General features: G+C 46.1%; 22 protein-coding genes and 1 tRNA gene. 13 read left to right on the plus strand and 10 right to left on the minus strand.

Annotated features, from left to right (window positions below):
- The first annotated feature begins 155 nt into the window (after window positions 1-155).
- Window positions 156-1,931, plus strand: coding sequence for a phosphoenolpyruvate carboxykinase (GTP) (locus RE469_00945; protein ID WMT44783.1), 1,776 nt, complete (start codon window positions 156-158; stop codon window positions 1,929-1,931).
- Between the two features lie 25 nt (window positions 1,932-1,956).
- Here RE469_00945 and RE469_00950 read toward each other — a convergent pair whose 3' ends face one another.
- Complete coding sequence (locus tag RE469_00950; protein WMT44784.1) at window positions 1,957-3,210, minus strand: DEAD/DEAH box helicase; 1,254 nt, start codon at window positions 3,208-3,210, stop codon at window positions 1,957-1,959.
- A 315-nt stretch (window positions 3,211-3,525) separates the two neighbouring features.
- Between RE469_00950 and RE469_00955 the strand changes: the two genes are divergently transcribed.
- Complete coding sequence (locus tag RE469_00955) at window positions 3,526-3,828, plus strand: DUF2175 family protein (protein ID WMT44785.1); 303 nt, start codon at window positions 3,526-3,528, stop codon at window positions 3,826-3,828.
- A 2-nt stretch (window positions 3,829-3,830) separates the two neighbouring features.
- On the opposite strand, the gene RE469_00960 is transcribed toward RE469_00955, so the two are convergent.
- On the minus strand, window positions 3,831-5,435 hold the full coding sequence (locus RE469_00960; protein WMT44786.1) for a radical SAM protein: 1,605 nt from the start codon (window positions 5,433-5,435) through the stop codon (window positions 3,831-3,833).
- A gap of 231 nt (window positions 5,436-5,666) precedes the next feature.
- Here RE469_00960 and RE469_00965 point away from each other — a divergent pair, with 231 nt between their 5' ends.
- A complete protein-coding gene (locus RE469_00965) occupies window positions 5,667-5,822 on the plus strand; it encodes a hypothetical protein (protein WMT44787.1) in 156 nt (51 codons plus the stop codon).
- A gap of 30 nt (window positions 5,823-5,852) precedes the next feature.
- Window positions 5,853-6,236 carry a zinc ribbon domain-containing protein gene (locus RE469_00970; protein WMT44788.1) on the plus strand — a complete coding sequence of 128 codons (384 nt, stop codon included), beginning with the start codon at window positions 5,853-5,855 and terminating at the stop codon, window positions 6,234-6,236.
- A gap of 290 nt (window positions 6,237-6,526) precedes the next feature.
- Here the strand turns inward: RE469_00970 and RE469_00975 are convergent, their stop codons facing one another.
- From RE469_00975 to RE469_01005, 7 genes are all read right to left on the minus strand, one after another.
- The gene (locus RE469_00975) at window positions 6,527-6,916 is read right to left on the minus strand and encodes a type II toxin-antitoxin system VapC family toxin (GenBank protein WMT44789.1); all 390 of its coding nucleotides are present in this window, start codon (window positions 6,914-6,916) and stop codon (window positions 6,527-6,529) included.
- A complete protein-coding gene (locus RE469_00980; GenBank protein WMT44790.1) occupies window positions 6,906-7,127 on the minus strand; it encodes an antitoxin VapB family protein in 222 nt (73 codons plus the stop codon). Before RE469_00980 ends, RE469_00975 begins: the two co-directional genes overlap by 11 nt.
- A 738-nt stretch (window positions 7,128-7,865) precedes the next feature.
- Window positions 7,866-7,958 (minus strand) — tRNA-Met (locus RE469_00985).
- Window positions 7,959-7,967: 9 nt separating this feature from the next.
- The gene (locus RE469_00990) at window positions 7,968-8,606 is read right to left on the minus strand and encodes a 30S ribosomal protein S3ae (GenBank protein WMT44791.1); all 639 of its coding nucleotides are present in this window, start codon (window positions 8,604-8,606) and stop codon (window positions 7,968-7,970) included.
- A gap of 85 nt (window positions 8,607-8,691) precedes the next feature.
- Window positions 8,692-9,957, minus strand: a complete 1,266-nt coding sequence (locus RE469_00995) for an arginine deiminase family protein (GenBank protein WMT44792.1) — start codon at window positions 9,955-9,957, stop codon at window positions 8,692-8,694.
- A 46-nt stretch (window positions 9,958-10,003) separates the two neighbouring features.
- A complete protein-coding gene (locus RE469_01000) occupies window positions 10,004-11,017 on the minus strand; it encodes an NMD3-related protein (GenBank protein ID WMT44793.1) in 1,014 nt (337 codons plus the stop codon).
- Window positions 11,018-11,020: 3 nt separating this feature from the next.
- On the minus strand, window positions 11,021-12,178 hold the full coding sequence (locus RE469_01005; GenBank protein WMT44794.1) for an acyl-CoA dehydrogenase family protein: 1,158 nt from the start codon (window positions 12,176-12,178) through the stop codon (window positions 11,021-11,023).
- Between the two features lie 219 nt (window positions 12,179-12,397).
- Here RE469_01005 and RE469_01010 point away from each other — a divergent pair, with 219 nt between their 5' ends.
- The 9 genes from RE469_01010 to RE469_01050 all read left to right on the plus strand — a co-directional run bounded on the left by RE469_01010 (window position 12,398) and on the right by RE469_01050 (window position 21,540).
- A complete protein-coding gene (locus RE469_01010; GenBank protein ID WMT44795.1) occupies window positions 12,398-12,979 on the plus strand; it encodes a DNA-directed RNA polymerase in 582 nt (193 codons plus the stop codon).
- Window positions 12,980-12,988: 9 nt separating this feature from the next.
- On the plus strand, window positions 12,989-13,183 hold the full coding sequence (spt4, locus tag RE469_01015; protein ID WMT44796.1) for a transcription elongation factor subunit Spt4: 195 nt from the start codon (window positions 12,989-12,991) through the stop codon (window positions 13,181-13,183).
- Window positions 13,161-13,670 (plus strand): DUF359 domain-containing protein, encoded by a 510-nt coding sequence (locus tag RE469_01020; GenBank protein ID WMT44797.1) that lies wholly within the window; start codon window positions 13,161-13,163, stop codon window positions 13,668-13,670. The genes spt4 and RE469_01020 overlap by 23 nt, the downstream gene beginning before the upstream one ends.
- Window positions 13,658-13,963, plus strand: a complete 306-nt coding sequence (locus tag RE469_01025; protein WMT44798.1) for a 30S ribosomal protein S24e — start codon at window positions 13,658-13,660, stop codon at window positions 13,961-13,963. Before RE469_01020 ends, RE469_01025 begins: the two co-directional genes overlap by 13 nt.
- The gene (locus tag RE469_01030; protein WMT44799.1) at window positions 13,963-14,205 is read left to right on the plus strand and encodes a 30S ribosomal protein S27ae; all 243 of its coding nucleotides are present in this window, start codon (window positions 13,963-13,965) and stop codon (window positions 14,203-14,205) included. Before RE469_01025 ends, RE469_01030 begins: the two co-directional genes overlap by 1 nt.
- A 131-nt stretch (window positions 14,206-14,336) precedes the next feature.
- Window positions 14,337-15,452, plus strand: coding sequence for a DUF763 domain-containing protein (locus tag RE469_01035; GenBank protein WMT44800.1), 1,116 nt, complete (start codon window positions 14,337-14,339; stop codon window positions 15,450-15,452).
- A 111-nt stretch (window positions 15,453-15,563) separates the two neighbouring features.
- Window positions 15,564-20,708, plus strand: coding sequence for an ATP-dependent helicase (locus RE469_01040; GenBank protein ID WMT44801.1), 5,145 nt, complete (start codon window positions 15,564-15,566; stop codon window positions 20,706-20,708).
- 49 nt (window positions 20,709-20,757) lie between these two features.
- Window positions 20,758-21,027, plus strand: a complete 270-nt coding sequence (locus RE469_01045; protein WMT44802.1) for a hypothetical protein — start codon at window positions 20,758-20,760, stop codon at window positions 21,025-21,027.
- A gap of 3 nt (window positions 21,028-21,030) precedes the next feature.
- Window positions 21,031-21,540, plus strand: coding sequence for a winged helix-turn-helix transcriptional regulator (locus RE469_01050; GenBank protein WMT44803.1), 510 nt, complete (start codon window positions 21,031-21,033; stop codon window positions 21,538-21,540).
- On the opposite strand, the gene RE469_01055 is transcribed toward RE469_01050, so the two are convergent.
- Window positions 21,535-22,506: a hypothetical protein gene (locus RE469_01055; protein WMT44804.1), complete on the minus strand. Its 972-nt coding sequence runs from the start codon at window positions 22,504-22,506 to the stop codon at window positions 21,535-21,537. The genes RE469_01050 and RE469_01055 overlap by 6 nt on opposite strands.
- Window positions 22,507-22,529: the final 23 nt, after the last annotated feature.

The following is a 22,529-nucleotide window of genomic DNA, read 5'->3' on the forward strand; positions in this document are numbered from 1 at the left end:
ATATTTCATCGACATATGCCGATAGCAGACATTAACAGAAAAGGAAGAGCTTAAATATTGTAAAAAATAAAGAGAATTGAGATTTGGAATGGTCGTGGGTTCCTTTGTATTCGCCGATACTGCAGGAATTTCGCGATTCACATGGGTGTGTTGTGATGGAAAAAGAAAAACTGAAATCTGTCGAAGAGTGGGTTGAGAGCGTTGCGGATCTGGTTACACCAGAGAAAGTGGTATTCTGCGATGGTACTGAAGAAGAATACAAATCAATAATCAGAGAGATGCTTTCGAGCAAAGAGTTGATAGAACTCAACCAGGAAACATACCCTGGGTGTTACCTTTCCAGAAGCGATCCACGGGACGTTGCCCGAACGGAGAAGGCAACATTTATTATATCACAGGATAGCAAACAGGTAGGCCCACTTAACAATCATATGTCCATAGAGGAGTCCAACAGGATTGTTGACAGACTTCTGAAGAATTCAATGAGGGGCAGAACCATGTACGTGGTTCCCTACATAATGGGTCCCGAAGATTCCCCATACGCGGAGGTTGGGATTGAAATCACAGACAGCCCGTACGTAGTCGTGAATATGTATATTATGACCAGAATGGGGCAGGTTGCTCTCCAGAAAATAAGGGAGCGGGGAGATTACATAAGAAGCATCCATGCTTCCCGCGATCTTGACCCTGAAAACCGCTATATTCTACATTTTCCTTGGGAAAGGCCAAGTGTCGATGCGCATGTAGTGAGCATAAATTCAGCCTATGGAGGCAACGCATTGCTAAGCAAGAAATGCCATGCCCTCAGGATTGCTTCTGTGGAAGCCCGTCAACAGGGCTGGATGGCTGAGCACATGCTCATACTCGAAGTTCAGAATCCTGAAGGCAGAAAATACTATTTTCTTGCTGCATTCCCAAGTGCAAGCGGAAAGACAAACCTGGCAATGATCAATCCACCTGCTGAATATGCCAGGAATGGATGGAAGACACGCCTCATAGGAGATGATATTGCATGGATACATCTTGGTGAAGATGGGCGGCTGTACGCAATGAATCCAGAAAATGGATTTTTCGGAGTTGTACCCGGAACAAACAGTAGAACTAACCCCAATGCCATGAAGTCCATAACACATGACACCATATTCACAAATGTAGCTCTTACGGATAAGAATGAGCCCTGGTGGGAAGGTTTGCCGGACACAGGCGGTGAAATTATTGACTGGCAGGGAAGAAAATTCATGAGAGGACAGGGAGCAAAGGCTGCTCATCCTAATTCCCGTTTCACAACACCTCTGACAAACTATCCGGACCTTTCCACTGAAGTCAATAACCCCAATGGAGTACCGGTGACAGGTATAATATTTGGAGGAAGGCGTGGGGACTCCGTTCCATTGGTGTATCAGGCTTTTGACTGGGTTCATGGGGTGTTCCTGGGAGCAACCATGGGCGTTGAGCAGACGGCTGCAGCCGAAGGAAAAGTTGGAGAAATCAGAAGAGACCCGATGGCCATGAGGCCATTCTGCGGGTACAATATTTCTGAATATTTCCAGCACTGGATTGAGATCGGAAATCAGTCCAATCATCTTCCCGGAATCTTCTATGTAAACTGGTTCAGGCGAGACGGCAAGGGATCATTCATATGGCCTGGGTATGGCGAGAATCTGAGGGTGATTGAATGGATGATAAACAGACAGGAGAACCGGGCTGGAGCCATCAAGACGGAAATTGGCTACATTCCAGACAGCGATTTCAACCTGAATGGAATTGACCTTCCGGATGATCACAGGAAACTGCTGTTCAAAATTGACAGGGATGAATGGAAGAAGGAAATAAGTGAAATAGGGGAGTACCTGGATTCACTTGGGCCAGAACTCCCGGGTAAAATAATGGAGCAGTACACAATGCTCAGGAACAGATTCCGGTTTTCCTGAGGGAGAATTATACTTTATTCCGAGATCAGTAGGACCTTGAGCCGCCATAGGTGCGGTTTCCGGGCCTTCTTCTGTTATTGCTGTAACCGGATCTGCTGCCCATATTCCTTCTTGGCCTCTGGCCACCACGCATGCCCATTGAAATGCTGTCACTTATGTGGGCAAAAGGTTCTTGGTCCAGTTCTATCCTGCTCATGTGAATCTTCACGTTTTTTTCTATATTCTTTATGAGATTCATCTCATCGTCGTAAATTATGCTGAAGGCTGTTCCATTCTTGCCCATTCTTGCTGATCTGCCAACCCTGTGCACGTAAACTTCAGGCTCTCCTGGAAGATCAAAGTTAATTACATCCGATACGTCGTCTATGTCAAGGCCCCTGGCTGCCACATTTGTAGCCACCAGAAACTGCGCACTCTTGCGGAACTGTTCAAGGGAATGCTCCCTCTGTGCCTGTGTCAGATCGCCATGCATAACCATTGCGGAATAGCCCTGCTTCACCAGTATCCTGTATATGTAGTCTGCGCCTCTCTTGGTCTCGGAGAATATTATGGATTTCGGAGGCTTGTATTCATTCAGGTATGCCAGCAGCGTTGCAATCTTGGAATGATCAGCAGAGAATGCGTAGCTGTGTGATATTGTGTTAACAGTGAGAACTTTTTCTTCGCCAACCTTGATGAACTCAGGATCATGCATATGCTTCTTTGCCAGTTTAAGGATCCTTTCCTGTACTGTTGCCGACAGTAGCATTGTCTGCCTTGTTGCTGGTGTCTTGGAAAGGATGTATTCAACATCCTCAATAAAGCCCAGATCAAACATAATGTCTGCTTCATCAAGAACAACAAACCGAACTCTGGAGAGGTCAAGTTCACCTCTCTTCATGAGATCGATTAGCCTGCCGGGTGTTCCAATTATGATGTTTGTTCCCCTGTGTATGTTCTGTATCTGCCTTTCAATGCTTACCTTTCCGTAAACAACAGTTGATCTTATGCCAGAAGACATGCCCATCTGTGCTGCAACCTCGTAAACCTGCAGTGCAAGTTCCCTGGTGGGTGCAACAATCAATGCTGCGTTTCTGTCTTTCTTCTCAAGCTTCTGAATGATAGGAATCAGGAATGCACCTGTCTTCCCGGTGCCGGTCTTGGATCTGACAACCATGTCAGTTCCTTCCAGTGCCAGAGGAATAGCTTTCTCCTGGACTTCAGTAGCTTCGTCAAAACCTATTTTGTGCAGTGAATTTAAAAGTTCACTTTTCAGCTGGAATTCTTCGAATTTTGTCATTTTAACACTCTTGCGTTGCGAACTCAGAAAAATTAGATGTTTCCTGCGTTATCGTCAACTACTATATTCAGCACGAGTATATAAAAATGAGTTAGCCTGTGCGGACATGAGCATAAATATATCGAAATGCAAAATAGCAACTGTTTCCAGTATGATATTCGCTTCATCATGTTTTCCTCACCATAGCGGTTATGGAGTCCTATGCCTGATTTCGCAGGCAATAACATCACGTAAATTGACGCACCATACGTTTTACGGACGTTTTTATCGCAAATGTTTACAACATCCTTAAAAAGGGTGCCCAAATCCAGCATAATGGCAGAATTTAAATGCTTTGTATGCGCCAGGCCTGTTAAAACTGGTGAAAAATTCACGTTCACCAGAGATGGATCGGTTCACTTTGACTGTTTCGTGTCCAAACGCAGACAGGAAGTTTCACCGGAAAAACAGGAAGATCTAAGGATACTGGCAAACATACTTGACAGTGAACTGCAGCACCTGCTGAATATCCTTGCACTGCAGAATACGCCGGAATCTGTAAAGGAAAAGGTCCGGGTGAAATACAAGGATGTTGAGAAGGCAGCCGGCGAAACAACAAGAATGATCTCTGAACTTTAAAATCAGCGGGACTCCTTTATCATGAAATAGGGATTCCTTTTCTCCCCCTGATCATACACTATCTTGTTTGAGGTCTCAAGGGCCTCTGCAACCTTTTCAGAATCAAGAGCGGGATGTTTTCTGAAATTCCAGTACAGATCATACGTCTGAAGGATATATCTGGGAAAACCGAAAAATTCCCGCAGATATTGTGGCATCATCTTAAGTATGAAATTATAGGCATTGTCAACAAGTTGAGTCTTTGCGGCGCTTCTCTTTATGCCTTTCAGCTTGTCTCTCAGGAACTTGTGTATGTAGAAGCTGTATGATGCATAAAACTGGGCCATCTGGTCCCTTACCGGTCCGAAACCGGTTTTCATTACCGGCGTGAGAACATCATATCTGTCCCAATCCAGTGTGAACAGTGTATTTGTTCTCAGGGCATCATCAAATATTCTTGTTCCAGGCAGGGGCGTGTAGATTGAAAATTGAACAGCATCAGCTCCTGCGGCCTCAAGCTGCCTGGAGAAGCGTATTGTGGAGATTACGTCCCTGAATCTTTCATAGGGTGCCCCGATCATCATGCCTATGAGAACAATTATTCCATTCTGGTCAAGAGTTTTGACTGCCTGCACGGATTGAGGAGTGAATTCACCCTTGTGCATTTTTTTCAAAATTTCCTCACTGCCAGATTCAACCCCGAGGAACGATATGCGCATTCCGGCCTGTGATGCTTTCTTTATCAGTTCCGGGTACTTTGCGGTAACATCTGCCCTCATCTGCACTATCCATTTCATGTCAAGGTTCTCTTCTATGATCATGTCAAAAAGCTGTTCCCTGTGCTTTACATTTGGATGCACAACGAAAATATCATCTGTGAAGAATATCCAGTTGTAGCCGGCGACCTTGGCAAGACGCATCTCCTCCAGAATTCTCTCGTTGGATTTGTTTCTCCACATGTTGCCCCATGTTGGGGTTACTGAGCAGAAGTCACATGCGTATGGACAGCCGCGGGATGTCTCAAGACACATTACCTTATCTTCTGCACCGAACACGCTGAAAGTATACTTTGAAGAATCCAGAAGATCAAGCGGCGGCATGGGCAGGCTGTCCAGGTCCGGAATGAGTCTTCTGGGCCTGTTCCTCTTAATCATACCGTTACTCAGGTAGACAATACCGGGTATATTCTGGAATCCTGTGTTTTCAGCCACTGCCTTTGCAATTTCATAGATAGTCTCATCGCCTTCGCCGAGAACAGAAATGTCAAAACCGGATCTTATGATTTCCTTTGGAAGAAACGTAGCATGATGTCCGCCTGCCACCAGAATGGTATCAGGGCTCTTCTCCTTTATCTTTCTGGCAATATAACCTGCAGTATTATGTGCTGCTGTGGCATGCAGGGTGATTCCAACAAGATCAGGTTTGAATTTAACAGCCTCATCAACCGCATCATCAAGACTGAGTTTATCACCCTCCATATCTATTATCTTTATGGAACTGTCCTGGAGCCTTCTGATTTCTCCGGCAAGCGTCAGTAGACTCAGCGGGGCAGGAAGAAATCCCCATTTGGTCATGTATGCGCTGCCCGTTTTGTTTGAAGGCCTTATAAGTACAGCCCTGATTGCCATGTTTAAAAATTAATTTCAATATCATATTCTTTGTGTCAATTTTTTGCTGACATTATTTTTATTATTCGATTGATAATTATTAATTTACACCGTAAAAAAGCTTTTTGCAATATATATTTTTCAGAGTGAAACCATTTCCACCATGTCAGGGGATGACAAGGACTCCCCAATTAAATTTAACCATCACATGTTGGCGATGTATTGTGCAGCACATAAACAGGCTATATCTACATGCTTGAGCACGCCAACGTGTATAAATTCATGAGAAAGGGATTGCAGGAAGCAAAGATAGAGAGGCGCATATATCCGCACCTGTTCAGGCATACCAGGGCAACAATACTGGCATCCGGGGTCACTGAGGCACCGCTGGAGGCACAGATGGGATGAGCTCATAGATCAAGGAAGACGCAGACATACTTGCAATTTTCCGGTAGGGACCAGGACAATGCAATCCTGAAGGCATACGGCATTGAGGTCAAGGAAGAAAGATCAATAGAATCTCAGGAGCCATCTGTATGCCCAAGGTGCAGGGAACCCAATGATCCCAAGGCGAGGTTCTGCTGGAAGTGCGGCATGATCCTTGGCCGCTCACTGACGGAGAAAAAACTGAAGGAGGAGGCAAGAGAGATCGAAACTGCAATAATGAAGTCGGAAGTGGTGGATGATCCCACAAAGAGGATCGTCGAATCATTTCCCGATGACTTCCAGGATCTGATCCTCGAGACGGTGCTGCAGCAGATTGCGGATAATCCGGAAATGAAGGAGAGATTTCAGAAGGAACTGATTAAGGAGGAGAAGTAAGTGGACCGGTCGGGATTTAACGAAATTGAGCGGGAAATCCCCCCTTCCGAAAGGGAGGGACGAAGGTGAAACTTTTTTATGTTTTCTAGAAGTATTACGATGCTCACCAGCAGACAGAATGGAAGAAGGTTGGATAACGCGTGGCTCCATGCGTGCCTGTGTCCGTAAAGTCCATTGGCTGAGCATGGAGAGCAAAGTGCCCCCGGGCCGGAGGGAATTCATGCCTGTGGAGGTTCCGCTGGTAACCGTGGAAGCAGGAAGCCCCTTTCGAAAGATAGGGTAGGAGGTCACTAACTCTCTACTCTCAAACCTTCTATATCGTTAAAATGCTTAATATTTCGAGTGACTAGGATCTCATTTCTTCTTGAACAGATACCTGCAATCATAGAATCTTCTGGTTCTATTGTTGATCCATTCTTTCTTTTTTGTGCAAAGATCTTTCCAGCCTCTATTGCAGAATCCTCATCAAAACTTATTATTGATAGGCCTTTGAGTATTCGATTTATCTTATTTCTCTCCCGATCCTGTTTAATGCTAAGGGTCACACCAACGAACAACTCAAAAATTGAAATCGAGGTAACTGCGATAGTGCTTCCTTTATTTTCAATTTCCTCAGCTTTCTTTATAGCCTCTTTATCAGATTTCATTATGTCTATAAGAAATGAAGTATCAGCTATCATTATCTATTCTTTCCTTGCTTAGTTTCCTCGAATCTCCAATATTTTCCTCTAAGGATTTTCCCTCATCTTCACTTATGATGTCCCTTAAATCAAGCACATTTGTTTTATTTGTCAATCTATAAATGAGTTCTGTAAAACTTTCGTTTTTTAACTTTAGCTCTGATAACCTTAAGTAGGCTTCATCAGAAATAGATATGTTTTTGCTTCCCATCTAGTTCACACACATATATTTGTGTGTAAAACATATTAACCTTTTTCTGGTTCATGATTCAAGAAATGCTGGTTCTTTCCTACTCCCCTGAAATAGCCAGCAGATATTAGCTTAAGGAATATCTTCCAATCCTTTCCCTAGGCTTATGGAAGGAATTGATGACATAAATGGGCCTAGAATCAGGAATTTGATCATGTTTCCATACGTATTAACACCTATGACTCAAGATCTAATTCTGACTTGAGATTCCGGATCTATTATCAAAACGTGATAATGTTATTCAGGAAATGTTAAAATGAGGGCTCTTCGTAAAGTTGAGGCTTATAATCATCGCGGCGAACCACTCACACCTATACTCAATGGAATTTGGGGCCTTAGGGTAAGAGATTATTTAATAATTTTTCAGAAAAAGAACAATGAACAGCCGTTTTAGTAATAATGGTCGATCACTGAAAAAATTGTATGACTAAATAAAATTCTACGATCCAGTTAGGATTTGATTAATATTTTAAGTGAATACGATTTTTATCCTTCACAAATACTCCCTTATCAGATAATGATAGGGCAACAAAGTGAGTGCTGTTCCAGGCTATATAAGTAAGCTCGAAGACATAAGAACATCCACCTTTATTCAGCTTTCAAACGAACGCATTAAGAATAGCTTCAATGACAGAAAGATGCATGAGAGTGGTAAGATAACCATTGTGGAAGCAATATAGCATTGAACTTTTTGGGGTATGCCGGGATCGGGGTTCGAACCCGAGACCTCCGGATTTCTCAGAACATTCCATTCTTATGAGTCCGGCGCTCCTCCAGCTAAGCCACCCCGGCATAAAAAAATCAGGATGCCTGTTCTATTCCAGGCTCTTCGGTATTAACTGCATTTCCGCTGTTCTCGTGGGTAACAAGTACCGACTTTCTGAGCTCAATCTTCCTGATAGGGTATATATCTTTCGCCGCGTTGATTATGTCATTGTATATGTCGTCGCCAACAACGTACTTGGCAAGATCTCCGTATGTCATACCACTGGATTTCTCATCAAGGAAGGATAGAACGGAGTTTCTGATTTCCACTCTCTTGGAGGCATTGAGTTTTCCGTCTGTGACGATGACCACCTTGAGAACCATCTTTGACTTATCGGATGCATTGACCTCATGAATAATATCTATTCTCTCTTTTCTGCGCCTGACCATTCTTCTGATATAGTCATCACTAAGGGAGTGACCCAGGAATTCAGTGGAACACTTTGTTCCCTGGCAGGAAAGGATCTTGAATATCATCTTTGCGTTGGCTCTTTTGAAATTCCCTGTAAAATCTGAAACCGGCACTTCCACCTTCCTGCCAACCATGCTCTCAGGCGAGTTGCCAAGACTCAGTGTAAGCTCTTTTCCGCCGAAATAATCAGGTGATACTATGGTGTACCAGTTTTTCTCCTTGAATTTGTCCTTTCCTTTCTTTGAACTTCTATCCTTTGCCATTAAATCCCTCTAAATTTTCTGTGATCTATCGTGATGTCAGCGTAATGCTGATTTTGAATTAAAGGTTTCGATGTGATGGGTGGGATCAGCGTGAAAGCGCTGCGGTCATGCAGTGGGCTCCACCGTATCCACCTGTCAATTCACTCAGTTTAACCTCCACATGGTCGATGCCATGATCCCTGACAGCCTTGCTGTTTGGAAAGAGGTCATTTCTCCCCTTATTCTCCAGATCCTTTTGTACTTCCCGCTCCACATAGTCTGGAAATACATGCTGTCCGAGAAGCCTGTCAAGCACGGTCGCAACGTTAACTGCAACAATTTTCCTGTCCCGGAGTGTAAGAAAGTTTGAGGAATACCCAAGCTGCTCTGCCAGACTCAGTTCCACCAGACTGAAGCTTTTCTTTTTCAGGTAACTGTACAGGGTATCCTTTCCCATCACGGTTCCCCGGTCCGACCCTCTTCCTGAATAGATTGTCAGTTCAGCCTTTCGCATTAGTTCGCCAGCACCAACCGCAACACCATCTCCGGCCAGATTGAAGTATGTGTCAAGGTGCATGTTCACCATGGGGTCTTTGGGGCTTCCAGCCATGAAATCATAGAGTGGGTTATTCACCACTGCAATCTCATCGAAGTCCAGAAGACCAGATCTTATTGCCTGCATGGCACCGTCCAGATTGGTCCTTGATCCTGTTCCAATGAGGGCGAACTTCCCTGCTGGCATGAAATCCCCGCCTTCAAAGACTCCGTTCTCTGATATTGTTATGGAGTTCTTCTCCCTCAGGGCCCTGGAAATAACGAACTGCGTGATCTCTGGTTCCTTCATTCTCTGCAGTCTCTTCATCTTCCCGAAGATTACCCCTCCCGGAACAACGGCCTGCTGATCCCTCATGAAATACAGGTTTGCAAGAGGCACGTTGGAATAAACCGTAGGATACTCACTACCAGGTTCGCTGTCCTCCTTCAGGTCAATGGACGGCTCAAGTGTTATAATATTGAAAAGTGTTGATGAATCCAGGTATTTTATATTTCTTTCAAGTTCTGCCTTTGCCTGCCCGGATCTGTTCAGGTTCCCAAAGAATCTTACTGTGTCCAGAACTTTCTGCTCCAGCTCCTGCCGAAAATCAGGATTCTGGTCCGCAGCGTCCACAACTGTGTTCCTGAGCAATCTCACCCTTACTCCGTTCTCCTTCAGCACCAGTTCCAGATTCTCGTGCTCCTGAACCGCAACCCGTGACTTGAATGGCCTTTCGAAGAGAAACGCCTTTGGCGCCAGCATGGCATAATCGATCTCTGTGCCTGGCCTGTGCATCATGACCTCCCTTAGCGGATCCCATTCAGATCTTATGTTCATAAATCCACGCCGATGGATATGACAGGATGAAATAATAATGATGCCGCTAATTCCTTTTTACTATAAATTTGCCATTATAATCGAAGGCACTGATCTCTCCGCTGAAATTGCCCTTAACAAAGTGAGTGGTGAATGTTACGCTGTCCATTATCTGTGTCTCGTCGTTTCCGGCTGCAAGGACAATATATTTCCTGAGAGGGACAACTTCGTTAGAGTACGTGTATGACCCAGAATAGAAGTCGTTCTGCTGCACATCCACCCTTCTCTCCGATGAAGCATCGATTAATTTCAGGGTATTTGCTGTAGCTGTTTCAAGAATGTACGTAATCCCATTATGGTACATCAGTGTGCCTGCTTTAAGATTCATCAGCCTGACAAGGTATGTGTATCGGTAGAAATCCTCTCCTTCCTTCCTGCCAGCAAGTTTTTTTGTGGTCTTTATCTCCGAGAAGAAGTTGTCATGTAAGAATTTTGAAATTTTAAGCGCATCATTCTTTTTGCCTATATACAGATCTAGGCCTTCCTTGAGCCTGACAATCTTTGAAACAAAGGAATCGTTTGAGTTGCTCTCCATGTTGACCAGGAAAGGATCGATGAGGTCCATTGCGCTGTCGATGATTGGGGAATATTCAGCGTCCAGGGTCCTCATCTGGATTATAGCCTCGTAATATGACCCTGTGATCTTGTTGCAGGTTGGGCAGCTGTTCAGAAGAATCTTACCGGGTATGCTCAGGTGGCGCGGTTGTGACACAAGATTCCTGTAGTCGGCTGTCACAAGGAAGTCAATCCTGCCTTCGGTCCTCTTAATATCAATGGAATCAGCAACAACTCTCAATTCTGTTCCAGTTTCACCACTGGAAATATGCTTCTCAAGTTTTGAGGCAAGGTTCGCCTTCATTGCTGACCTGTGCCACCTGTTTCCTATTTTGTATGAGCCACACTTGGGGCATATTGTTATGTCTATTGAACCGGTTACAGAAATCTGCAAACCTTTGCTAAGGCATTCAAGGCACTGCCCGTGATCCACTGCCTCATTCTTATCGCAGACGATACACTTCATATTTCATTCCGGTATTACCCCATCCCTCTTATAGCTTTTAACAAGCGCAGTTGAAATCAGGTGTTTCCTTATTTCTGTGGTTCCACCGCCTATCTGCCCGAGGATTGCATCACGGAGAAGTCGTTCCACACCAAAGTCCTTCACATACCCATATCCGCCATGTATCTGGATAGCTTCCCGTGCAATGTATTCGGCGCTTTCCGACGCATGCAGCACTGCTGATGCTGCTGAAAGTGAATCCAGCGGATCAGCCTCCACCTTTACCAGAGCATCCTGGGAAATTAGCCGGCTTGTCCTGTATCGCACATACATGTACGCTAATTTTTCCTCTATGAGCTGAAATTCATAAAGATGCCTGCCGGATTGTTTCCTTTCCATGGAATACTTCAGGGCAGTGTCCAGTGCCTTTCTTGCCACCCCAATAAACAGAAATGCCAGTATGATCCGCTCTGAGTTGAGGCCGCTGAGCATTATATGCTTCCCGTCTCCGATTTTTCCAAGTATGCGGGAATGATCAAGCTCTATCCTGTCAAAGAAGATTGTTCCGGTTGGAGAACCGCGCATTCCCATCTTCGAGAACTTGTTACCCCTGGAGAAACCCGTGTCGGTGGCCAGGACAGCGAACGCAGAATGCCCGTCATCGGTTCTGGCGTAGGTGAGAAAAAGATCGGAATAGGGCGCATTGGTGATAAGGGTTTTCGAACCGCTGAGATAATACCTGCCGTTTTCCTTCACCGCCTGCGACTTCATTGCAAGTGCATCCGAACCAGACCCCGGCTCTGTCATTGCCAGGGAACCGATCCATTCACCGGAGCAGAGTTTTGGGACGAATTTCTCCCTTATTTCCCTGCTGCCGTTTCTGTAAAGGTTGTCAAGACAGAGATTGCTGTGTGCCGCATATGAGAGTGCAAGGGATGCTGATTCATAGGCTATTTCCTCAGTAACTATGGCCTGTGCAAGATAATCCATCCCTGAACCTCCGAATTCCTCTGGAATGGTTATCCCAAGCAGGCCCATCTTTCCCATTTCTCTGAATATCTCAACCGGGAATTCATCATGCTCATCCATTGTTGCTGCAACAGGAGCTACTTTTTTGGAAACGAATTCCCTTACCGTATTCTTCAGGATCTCGTGCGTTTCAGGCAATCTGCTCTCTTCCATAATGTGAAAGTAATGAATAGAATGTTATTAGTTTGCTGGTCTGGATATATTGCTGTTATGGTTTTCAGTATCACAACATTAATAATTCCCGTCATTATACAGCAACGTATGCCTGCTGTCAGGCTGTCCAATATGCAACGCAACAATCCTGGACTCACGTCCTGGTAAGTTTGAATGGATGCAGTTGCTGGTAATGGCATTCAGCAGGGAAGGTGAAGGATGTACATTATAATTGAAGATGAATACATAGCCAGAATACCACCGGAGAAGCTGGGATTCGATTACGGAGAAGCAGTCAAGGATGTTTCCAAAGGGTCCCTTGAAGGGAAACTCATCGATCTTAAGGACCCGGCTGACGATACAAGGATGCTTGGGAAGTGCTATGTGGTGTCCATAATGAATGTGGAAAGGCTGGGAGAAGGAACCATAGTGCACGGAGATGGCGGTGTATATCAATCAATAAAATTCAAGGCACTCGCATATTATCCAGAAATGCAGGAGATTGTGGAAGGCATTGTTGTTTCCGTCCAGAACTTCGGTGCTTTCATCAAGTTTGGACCATTCGAGGGGCTTCTGCATAAGAGCCAGATAATGGACGACAGAATAGATGTGGATATGGCGAACCAGAGATTTATCGGTAAGGAAACCAAAAGAGATATCAAGGCCGGAGACCGGGTAAGAGTAAGAATCGTTTCTCTGAACCTCAATTCTTCAACACTTGAGGACAGCAAAATTGGATTTACCATGAAACAGAGCGGACTTGGCAAACTGGAATGGCTCGCCAGGAAAATTGAGAACTGAGGCAGGAAAATGAAGCAGGTTTACAGGGCATGCAAGAAATGTCATCTTATCACCACTGAGAAGAACTGCCCCATACACGGGGAAGAGAAGACGTCCACAGAATGGTTTGGATTCGTCATAGTGACTGAACCAAAGCTTTCCATAATCGCAGAAAGGGCAGGGATCACAGAGCCTGGTGCGTATGCAATTAAGGTCAGGCAATGAATTTCTCGTGGGAAGCGATCTCAGGGAGAACATAGCTAATTATAGCGGGAAACTGTGCACACCTTCCGAGGTGCGTGCAATGTCAGCGAAATCCCGCATAATTTCAGTGGGCGACGTGACAACAGATATTCTACACAGAAATGGAGTACATCCATTCCTGGAAGTCGTGGATCTGAGGACCAAGAGAAATCTTCCGGGAGAATTCCGAAGCCAGGCCGGATCGGAGCATGTCCGAAACCCGCCTGGAGTGATTACCCATGACATGTTCCTCCTTATAGAGAGAATGCTTTCCGGGAATGGCGGAAGGATTGAGGTGGATGGCGAGGAGGATCTTGCGGTCATACCAATAATTTTTTATTCAGACATAAATACAGTGGTAACCTACGGAGTTCCAGATGTGGGCATGGCCTGCATCAAGGTGGACGAAGCCATTAAGGATGAGGTTAAAGCACTAATTGAAAGGATGGAAATCAGATGCCAGAATTAAAGATAGAAAACGTGAATGACAATATTCTCCTGCACAGAAAGGAGGTCAGGTACAGGCTTGTTTTCAAGGATGAGCCTACGCCCAGCAGAGACAAGATCAGGGAAATTATTGCCAAGAATACAGGATCACCAAAGGATCTTGTAATAGTTGAGAGGAACCTTCAGGAAACAGGAAAAAATGAGGTCAAGGGGTACTCCAAGATATACAAGGATAAGGAAAGCGCAATGCTTTATGAGCCCGATTATGAGCTTATCAGGAACGGGCTCAAAACAAAAGAGGGTGAGGGCCAGTGATGAAGCGTGAACTTTATGTCCTTGAGGATTCCAAGCTGGTCAGGAAGAGAAGATTTTGCCCCAGATGCGGGCCCGGTGTATTCCTTGCTGAGCATGCCGACCGTTTCACCTGCGGAAGATGCGGTTACACCGAAATAAAGAAAGAACCAAAGGCTCAGGAGCAGAAGCCAAAGGAATCAAAACCAAGAGCCAAGAAAGAGAAGGCTCCCGCCAAGAAGAAAGTGGAAGAGAAAAAAGAGTAATTCCGGGATATACTGATTATCCCCGTTTCTCATTTTTTGTGTCATTTCTCTGTAATCACATTTTTTCCCCAGATATTGTGAAAGAACCTTACTCCAGCAAACGTTAAAATTACCGACATCATGACTGAGTGTTGGAAAGAAAAGGCTCTGCAATTCTTCCGCTCCATTACGGACATCCTCCTGAATATCTTTACCGCAGGATGGTGAAACTTGGAGGACTCATTTCAGATCTGATAATAGAACGGTTTGGAGTGGAGGAATATCTTGAAAAGGTCTCCGATCCCTTCTGGTTTCATTCCCTTTCCCTGGCCATAGGTTTTGACTGGAACTCAAGCGGAACAACTACAGCCACGCTCAGCGCCATAAAGGAGCACTATTCCCGCCTGAAAGATTCCCCTGTTTTTATTCTTGGCGGGAAGGGCAGGCATCTTGGTGAGATGGCTGCTGAATCCATGGAAATAGTTGCCACAGGGGCACTATCAGAATCAAAAATACACAGGATAATGGAGGATGCCAGGAGAATAGCAAGGGTGGACCAGAACCTGCTCATAGATGGCTTTGATCTTTACATGCAGTTCCTGGTTCTGGACACCCATGGGAAGTGGAGCATTGTCCAGCAGGGAATGAATCCGCAACAGAGAATGGCAAGACGATACCACTGGATAAGCAGAACTGGCCTGGATTTCTTCAACGATGGAAGAAACGGCATTTCAGCTCCCCGCCAGATTGATAGAGTCGTGGACCTCACCACAAGAAACAGTGAAGGGAACAGAAGATCAATGCTGGAGATGGCACGGGAAGATCCGTTAAGATACCGGATGAAACTGACTGATGGCCCCCAGAAGACCCTTGATAATTTCCAGAACCAGCAGGATGTTCTCAGGCTGGACTACAGGATAAACTGGGCAAAAATGCGGGAGATATACGAGTATCAGCCATCAAGCTTCCAGGACATTGCATTCATGAAGGGCATGGGCAAATCCACAATCAGGGCACTATCCTATCTGGCAGAGATTATATACGGCGATAAGCCTTCATTCAGGGACCCTGTGAAATTCTCCTTCGCAGTAGGTGGAAAGGATGGTGTTCCCAAGCCGGTGAACGTGGCAGATTACGACAGGGCCATACAATTCTATTCGGAGGTGCTAAGGGGAACAAGGGAAAGGGATGCAACGCTGGAGCATCTTGCAAGAAAACTGCTGAATGACTCGACTTCCCACACTGTTACGGGCAGGCAGCATACCTGAACTGCCTTACTTAAACCCTGAACATTGCAACGGGACTTATAGCGTTTTCCAGTGGATTCTATTATGGAAGATGTTATATATCGATTACAACTCAGTACAAGGTTAAAAAACATGCAGCAGGCTGAAGTTGACAGGTTTCACGTTGAGGATCACCTTCCATTTCTGGATCCATTGATTTCAAAATGGTTCAACCAGAAATATACAGGTCTTACTGATCCACAGAAGAGAGCGATTCCTCTCATACATGCCAGGAAGAACGTACTTGTCTCAAGTCCAACTGGAACCGGGAAGACACTCACGGGTTTCCTTTCAGTCATCAACGAACTGTTCGCACTTGCAAGGGAAGGAAAGCTAGAGGACCGCATATACTGTCTTTACATCAGCCCGCTGAAAGCTCTCGCCAATGACATAAACAAGAACCTCAACACGCCGCTTGGAGAGATTTACGATCTTGCGGAATCTGAAGGGATGAAGCTCCCAAGGATAAGGGTGGCAGTTCGCTCTGGAGATACACCTCAGAATGAAAGGCAGAAGATGCTCAGGAAACCGCCCCACATCCTCATAACAACGCCGGAATCATTCTCACTGACGCTGTCTGCCCCGAAGTTCAGGGAAAAGCTTCAGGACCTCAGGTACCTCATCATCGATGAGATTCATGAAATTTCTGCCACAAAGAGGGGTGCACTGCTCTCTGTAAACCTGGAGAGGCTGGCAGCAGCAAACAAGGACTTCGTCAGGATTGGCCTGTCGGCAACGCAGGCTCCTCTTGATCTCATAGCCACATATCTCTGCGGCTATGACGGCGAGAATCCACGGGATTTTACCATAATTGATGTTGACACAAAGAAATTCCTTGATCTGAAAACCATAACTCCTGTGAACGATCTGACCAAGACCAGTTATGAGGTGGCCAATGAGAGGATGTATGACACCCTTGTGAAACTGATTAACGATCACAAGACAACCCTTGTGTTCACCAATACCAGAAGCGGAACAGAGCATGTGGCAATGAGGCTGAAAGCAAGGGGGATAGAGAGCATAGAGGCGCACCATTCTTCACTGGGTAAGGAAACCAGGATAGAAGTGGAGAACAAGCTGAAGAACGGGGAGCTCAAGTGTGTCATAACCTCCACCTCCCTTGAACTGGGAATTGATATCGGCTACATCGACCTTGTTGTCCAGATAGGGAGCCCAAAATCCGTTTCCAAGGGGCTGCAGCGCATAGGACGTTCGGGCCATGGCATTCATGATCTTTCAATGGGCCGTTTCCTTGTATTTGATCTGGATGACCTCATGGAATGTGCAGTCCTGACAAAGGCCGCATACGATCGGGATATTGATAAGGTCGTTGTTCCAACAAACTCCCTGGATGTGCTGGCACAGGCAGTGGTTGGAATGACGCTGGAAAAGGTATGGACTGTGGATGAGGCTTTCAGCCTTATAAGAAATTCATATTCCTTCCACACACTGGACAAAGAGGACTTCATGGAGGTCATAAACTACCTCTCCGGAAAGGTAGAGGACAATGTCATCTATTCCAAGATATGGTACGATGATGTGCAGAACACCTTCGGGAAGAAGAAGAGCAGCAGGATGATCTACTTCATGAATGTGGGAACCATCCCGGACGAAGCCGACTACAAGGTGATCAACGAGAAGGGCAGAAATCTCGGGCAGCTCAGCGACAAGTTTGTGGAGCGCCTTAAGCAGGGAGATATATTTGTTCTTGGCGCAAAGACATACATGTACATGAAGTCCAGCCGGAACAGGGTATATGTCAAGGACGCCACGGGAATGAGGCCAACCGTTCCATCCTGGTCAGGCGAAATGCTGCCAAGGAGCTATGATCTTGGTGTCCTCATTGGGGAGTTCAGGAAAACAGCCATTGCAAAGATCAACAGCGGCGAGGATATCCGGACATGGCTGGTTGAGAATTATCATGTGGACGAATATGGCGCAGAGAGCCTCATATCATACCTCAAGACCCAGAGCAAGTTCGGCATCCCCACAGATACGCATCTTCTCATAGAGGGTTACAAGGACAACGCCGGCCTCTATAACATGATCTTTCACATACCACTGGGCAGGAGAGTCAATGACGCAATCTCCAGGGCATTCGCACTTGTCATTTCCAACCACTATTCTGTTAACACCAGGATAACTGTAACAGATGACGGCTTCATGCTTACCTACGAAAAGAAAATACCCATAAGGGAGGCAATCCTGCTGCTGAAGGACCAGGACTTCCCGGAACTTGTAAGGCGCAGCCTCTCAAACACGGAGGTGTTCAAGCAGCGGTTCAGGCACTGCGCAGCGCGATCCCTCATGGTGCTCAGGAAATACAAGGGATATGATATCTCGGTTGCCAGGCAGCAGCTCAGAAGCGACAAGCTGCTCAAGACCCTGGAGGAAATGAGGAATTTTCCTGTAATTAAGGAAACATTTCATGAGATCATGAACGACATGATGGATGTTCCACGTGCCCAGAAATATGTTAAGGACGTCATAGAAGGAAAGCATTACTCAATACTGGACTACCGGCAGGAGACCAGCCCGTTCTCATACGGACTGATACTTGCAGGCGTCTCCGACATGGTGCTCATGGAGGATCGGTCAAAGCTTCTCAAGGAACTTCAGAGCAGGATACTGGACAAGGTTTACGGCTCCCAGGACATGCATTTCCTGTTCCAGAGCCAGCAAGAGGTGGACGAATATTTCAGGTCAAAGGTTCCCAGGATAAATGACGAAGCCTCCTATGAGAAGGCAGCGCTTCACTTCCTTTGGATCGACCCGTTCAAGAACCGGGTAAACAGCCCATATCCATATGCTGAAGTGGCGGTTTCGGACCTGAATGAAAAGCTCATAAATGATGACATCATCGTTTCGGCTTACATAAGAGGCACAGTGTGGACTCATGTGGACCATTATCCTGTTATACGAAGGATTTTCCAGTCCGAAATCAAGCTTGATCAGGAACTGTCCAAAGTCATGGATTCATGCAGGGACCTCACATTTGCTGAAATAAAGAAAGAAACAGAGATAGAAGACAGCCGCCTGAAGGAGGATCTGTCAAGGCTTGAATCCTCGTACATGGTCAGGAGGCACATGCGGGACGGTATCATTGTGTACAGGCTCAACGACCTGTATCTGGAGGATGTTGATCTTGAGTCAGCCCTCAGGATGGCTGTCCTTCTCCTGATTGGAAGCCTGGGGCCCCTCACAGGAGATGAGATATCAATAAGGCTGCCTGTTTCAAATGATCTGCTGCAGCCTGTTCTTGACGGACTGGTCAATGATGGTACGCTTGTTTATGATTACATAACGCCGGTCTTCGCGAAGCAGTACATCCAGAAATCCGATATAGACGAGATGACCGGCAAGGGCGAGATCAACGATCTCCAGGCAAGGGTCATGAACTTCTCATTGCCTGTGGCCGATGCCCGGGAATATTTTGAAAAGTATGGTTACGCGTATGATATTTCCAGCATAATTTCCAGGGGAGCAAAAGTTACGCAATCAGATCTTGAGGCGCTTATTGCGGACAGCTACATCCTCAGGGGACGCTTCATGAAGGGAAGGAACGGATATGTGGCATCCTGGCTGGCACGGGCGCTTTTCACTCTCAGATATGAGAAGGAAAACGATGAGGAGGCAAAGATTTTCTCCATCATAAAATCCGGGCCAATTTCTGAGAAGGACCTTGCAGGCAGGTCCGGCAGCCCCATGAAGATAGTCAGGCAGGCTTTGCGCAACCTGGAGTTCCGCCTGGCCATAACGCGTGATGTTTATGGAAACTTTGTGCCGCTATTCGGTACAGAGCAGGAAGGAAAGCGCTCAGATGCCATCAGGCTGCTGGTGGAAAAATTCGGGCCCATTTCAAGGCAGGAGATTGGCAGGAACTTCTGGCTTGATCCCGATGATGCAATCAGGGAGGCCGGAATGCGGGCAGTCTTCATAAGGAATGACATGTACTACGGAGCCAGGAAGTTCCATGTTCCCCCAGGATCATCCGCACTTGTTCCCGTTACAGACCCTCTGGAAATATACCTCGGGAAGAAATATCTCAGGGAGATAGACTACAACTGGATAATTGTGGAGAATGGCACAGAAACAGCCAGCCTTTCCATGCTTGTGCGGAGCAATGTGCTCTGGGTCAGCAACATTTACGGAACGGTGGAAAACCCGGAAGGGCTTATGGCATCCCTGAAGCATTACGCACTGGCTGTGAGATCCGAGATAATATTTGTCGAGCAACCTCCGGAAGTCCTGATCGAACCATTCCAGGAGGCGGGATTCAAGGTATCGCGCAGGTCTCTCATACTTGGAGATGCCGAGATAGTTGATCTGACGGAGGATGATCTTTTCAACTATGCAATAATGAATGCCCAGAGGAATGAGGGCAACATAGTCTTTGAGGTCCTGAAGGAGTTCGTGCTGGGTGTAAGGAATGAGGTGGAATCTGCCTATCTGGGAATGAAGAATACGCTTCTTCACAACTATTTCCAGTCAAGGCTGCTTTACACATTCCAGGGACCATATGGAATACAGGCGTACGCCACACTCGACACCATATCCCTCTACAGATCAATTCGCGGTGCAGATCTTGACGACCAGCAGCAGAGAGTGCTTCACGCCATAATGGAGCTGGGTGGAGCAACGGAGGCCGATGTCATGATGCACCTGCGCCGTGACATAATGGGAGTGAAGTCCACAATTAAGGATCTGTATGCCAGGTGCATCATTGCCAGGGACTATGACAGGAGATACATTTTCGTGCCGGAAAAATACAGGAAGTCCGAGGCTGTTGAGACAATATTGAAAGGTATGCTGAAGAACTTCGGTTTCTTTGACGAAAACAGATACCGGATGGTCACTGACGATCCAGACCGGACAGAATTCAGGAAAGTGGTACAGAATCTTGTGAAATCGGGAAAAATAATCAAGGGAATAACAACGGGTATAGGATCAATGATCTACGTCAGCCCTGGTATTAAGGAGCGGGAAAGCCGCCCGGCAGCATCAAGGATCCTAATACCAAAGGACATAATCATGCTCTATTTCCAGGATTACATAAAGAGCAGGGTGGGATCAACTAACCTCTTCCTGCTTGTGGAGAACGGAACCATAGTATCAGGATTTTCAGCCAGAAAGTCAGAAAGGGTTCTCAGGGTCACCAAGATTGTTGGGGATCGATCGTACAGGGACAGAATGAAGCGGGAGCTGAATGAACTGGGTTTTGCAGTATCCTACTCATGAGCGGGGAAATGCTGGAATATTTATTAAGTCCTGACAGTTAGCCTTCACGATGCTTGATCTGTCATACTATCTGTCCGGGCTCGCCACAGTGCTTGCCTTGTTCATATTGATAGTTGGTGTCAGGGCATACAGAAGAAGCAGAATCAGGATTTTCGCTTACCTTGTGGCGGTATTTGCCCTTTTTCTGGTTGATTCAACTCTATACACCATCTCCGGGCTTGTATACTTCCAGATACCGGTATCCTTTGTTGACGTATTCCTGCTTACAGATGTGGCTGTTCTCCTGATCTTCTACTTCGGAACAGTGAGGGGTAGTTAGAACTTGCCGGGAGACCCGCCCCTGAGGGAAGCCATCCTCCAGATCATTCAGACCAATCCCGGAATACACTTCAGGGAAATTCAGAGGAAGTCTGGAGCCGCAATCGGGCAGGTTGAATATCATCTTTACCAGCTGGAGAGGTCTGAACGCATCCACTACAGGATCGATGGCAAGGTTAAGAGGTATTTTACCTCTGAGGGCACGGGGCTCAAGCAGAGAAAGATCATCTATTATCTCCGGAATCCGGTCAGCAGAGAATTAATTTATACTGCTCTGCAAAGGGGCGGCATAGACAGCAAATTTGTGGCCAGGGGAAGGAAATCGCTGCAGAAAAAGAAAATGGACATAATCAATGAAATGCTGCAGGAAGGCATACTCATGGAAAGTGACACTGAATCCTTTGCCTACCGCCTGAATGATCCTGGAATGGTCACTGAAACGCTGAGAAAATTCAGGGAGAGTTTCCTGGATACACTGACGGAAAACATAATCTCCATGCTGGACAGATCATAGCTGCCTGCGTCTGTGCAGGCCATATGGAATGCCAACAAGGACCATTCCTGTGGCAATTCCGGCACTGAAAAGTTCAGCGTGTTCAATGAGGAAGTCTGCTGCAGTCCTTATGCCATTGTCCAGGAACCTGCTGTTAAACACGTTGAATGCAGGTACGCTGAAATACGGATCCTGGAAGAGGGATTTCAGCCCGTCCGTGAAGTTGTAGCGGAATTCCAGCAGTGTCAGCCCTCCTGACGTGTAGGTGTAATTCTGCATCTGATGCTCCACTCCATTTACCTGGTATGAATTGTTCCATATGTAGTAGGCGGAAATATTGTGCTCTTCCGCCTCCACCCCTTCCGGATTCTTAAACATCATGTTCCGGCCAAAGCTGCTGAACGGATGATAGAAATCCTGCCTCTCCCCGGATCTTGCACCAAGGAACTGCACAAGCATAACATAGCCGGAGCCGGATATGTCACCTGACGTCATGCCTATGATTATTTTCAATCCTGTTGAGTTATAAGCAGTGCCGTTGGCTTCAGTTATGATGGTGGAGACTTTCTGAAGTGTTATATTGCTGTGCGCAGTAATATCTGAACTTGGAACTCCGTGAAATCCGAAATCATCCATCATAGTGTCATTCATCTGGTCAGTGTGATTTGTAGCTGTTTGTGGAAAATTCCACATGGGCTGGAAAAATGGCCTGAAATTGAGTTCAGCACCATATTCAACCGTTGTGGAATTGAGTCTGGAAACCGCCCACTGCTGTGCTGGAAATCTTGCCACGTAATTGAATCTTCCCTGGTGAAGGATCATGGCAGCAAAGGTGAGGTTGAAGCTGGAATTTGTCAAATTAATCTCTACTCCGGGCCACCTGTCTATTTTCATGTACGGCTGCTGTGATCCGGCAGGAGCGCCCATAGAAACAGCAGGCAAAACAAGAACAAGCAATGCCACAGCAATTATGAGATATTTCTTCAACAAATCTTAATGATTCACATTAA

Origin of the sequence: Cuniculiplasma divulgatum, assembly GCA_031200235.1 — an archaeon.
Taxonomy (GTDB): domain Archaea; phylum Thermoplasmatota; class Thermoplasmata; order Thermoplasmatales; family Thermoplasmataceae; genus UBA509.

Coding starts and splice junctions, on each gene's coding strand:
- RE469_00945 (WMT44783.1), top strand. CDS start 156: ATGGAAAAAGAAAAACTGAAATCTGTCGAAGAGTGGGTTGAGAGCGTT.
- RE469_00950 (WMT44784.1), bottom strand. CDS start 3,210: ATGACAAAATTCGAAGAATTCCAGCTGAAAAGTGAACTTTTAAATTCA.
- RE469_00955 (WMT44785.1), top strand. CDS start 3,526: ATGGCAGAATTTAAATGCTTTGTATGCGCCAGGCCTGTTAAAACTGGT.
- RE469_00960 (WMT44786.1), bottom strand. CDS start 5,435: ATGGCAATCAGGGCTGTACTTATAAGGCCTTCAAACAAAACGGGCAGC.
- RE469_00965 (WMT44787.1), top strand. CDS start 5,667: ATGCTTGAGCACGCCAACGTGTATAAATTCATGAGAAAGGGATTGCAG.
- RE469_00975 (WMT44789.1), bottom strand. CDS start 6,916: ATGATAGCTGATACTTCATTTCTTATAGACATAATGAAATCTGATAAA.
- RE469_00980 (WMT44790.1), bottom strand. CDS start 7,127: ATGGGAAGCAAAAACATATCTATTTCTGATGAAGCCTACTTAAGGTTA.
- RE469_00990 (WMT44791.1), bottom strand. CDS start 8,606: ATGGCAAAGGATAGAAGTTCAAAGAAAGGAAAGGACAAATTCAAGGAG.
- RE469_00995 (WMT44792.1), bottom strand. CDS start 9,957: ATGAACATAAGATCTGAATGGGATCCGCTAAGGGAGGTCATGATGCAC.
- RE469_01000 (WMT44793.1), bottom strand. CDS start 11,017: ATGAAGTGTATCGTCTGCGATAAGAATGAGGCAGTGGATCACGGGCAG.
- RE469_01005 (WMT44794.1), bottom strand. CDS start 12,178: ATGGAAGAGAGCAGATTGCCTGAAACGCACGAGATCCTGAAGAATACG.
- RE469_01010 (WMT44795.1), top strand. CDS start 12,398: ATGTACATTATAATTGAAGATGAATACATAGCCAGAATACCACCGGAG.
- spt4 (WMT44796.1), top strand. CDS start 12,989: ATGAAGCAGGTTTACAGGGCATGCAAGAAATGTCATCTTATCACCACT.
- RE469_01020 (WMT44797.1), top strand. CDS start 13,161: ATGCAATTAAGGTCAGGCAATGAATTTCTCGTGGGAAGCGATCTCAGG.
- RE469_01025 (WMT44798.1), top strand. CDS start 13,658: ATGCCAGAATTAAAGATAGAAAACGTGAATGACAATATTCTCCTGCAC.
- RE469_01030 (WMT44799.1), top strand. CDS start 13,963: ATGAAGCGTGAACTTTATGTCCTTGAGGATTCCAAGCTGGTCAGGAAG.
- RE469_01040 (WMT44801.1), top strand. CDS start 15,564: ATGCAGCAGGCTGAAGTTGACAGGTTTCACGTTGAGGATCACCTTCCA.
- RE469_01045 (WMT44802.1), top strand. CDS start 20,758: ATGCTTGATCTGTCATACTATCTGTCCGGGCTCGCCACAGTGCTTGCC.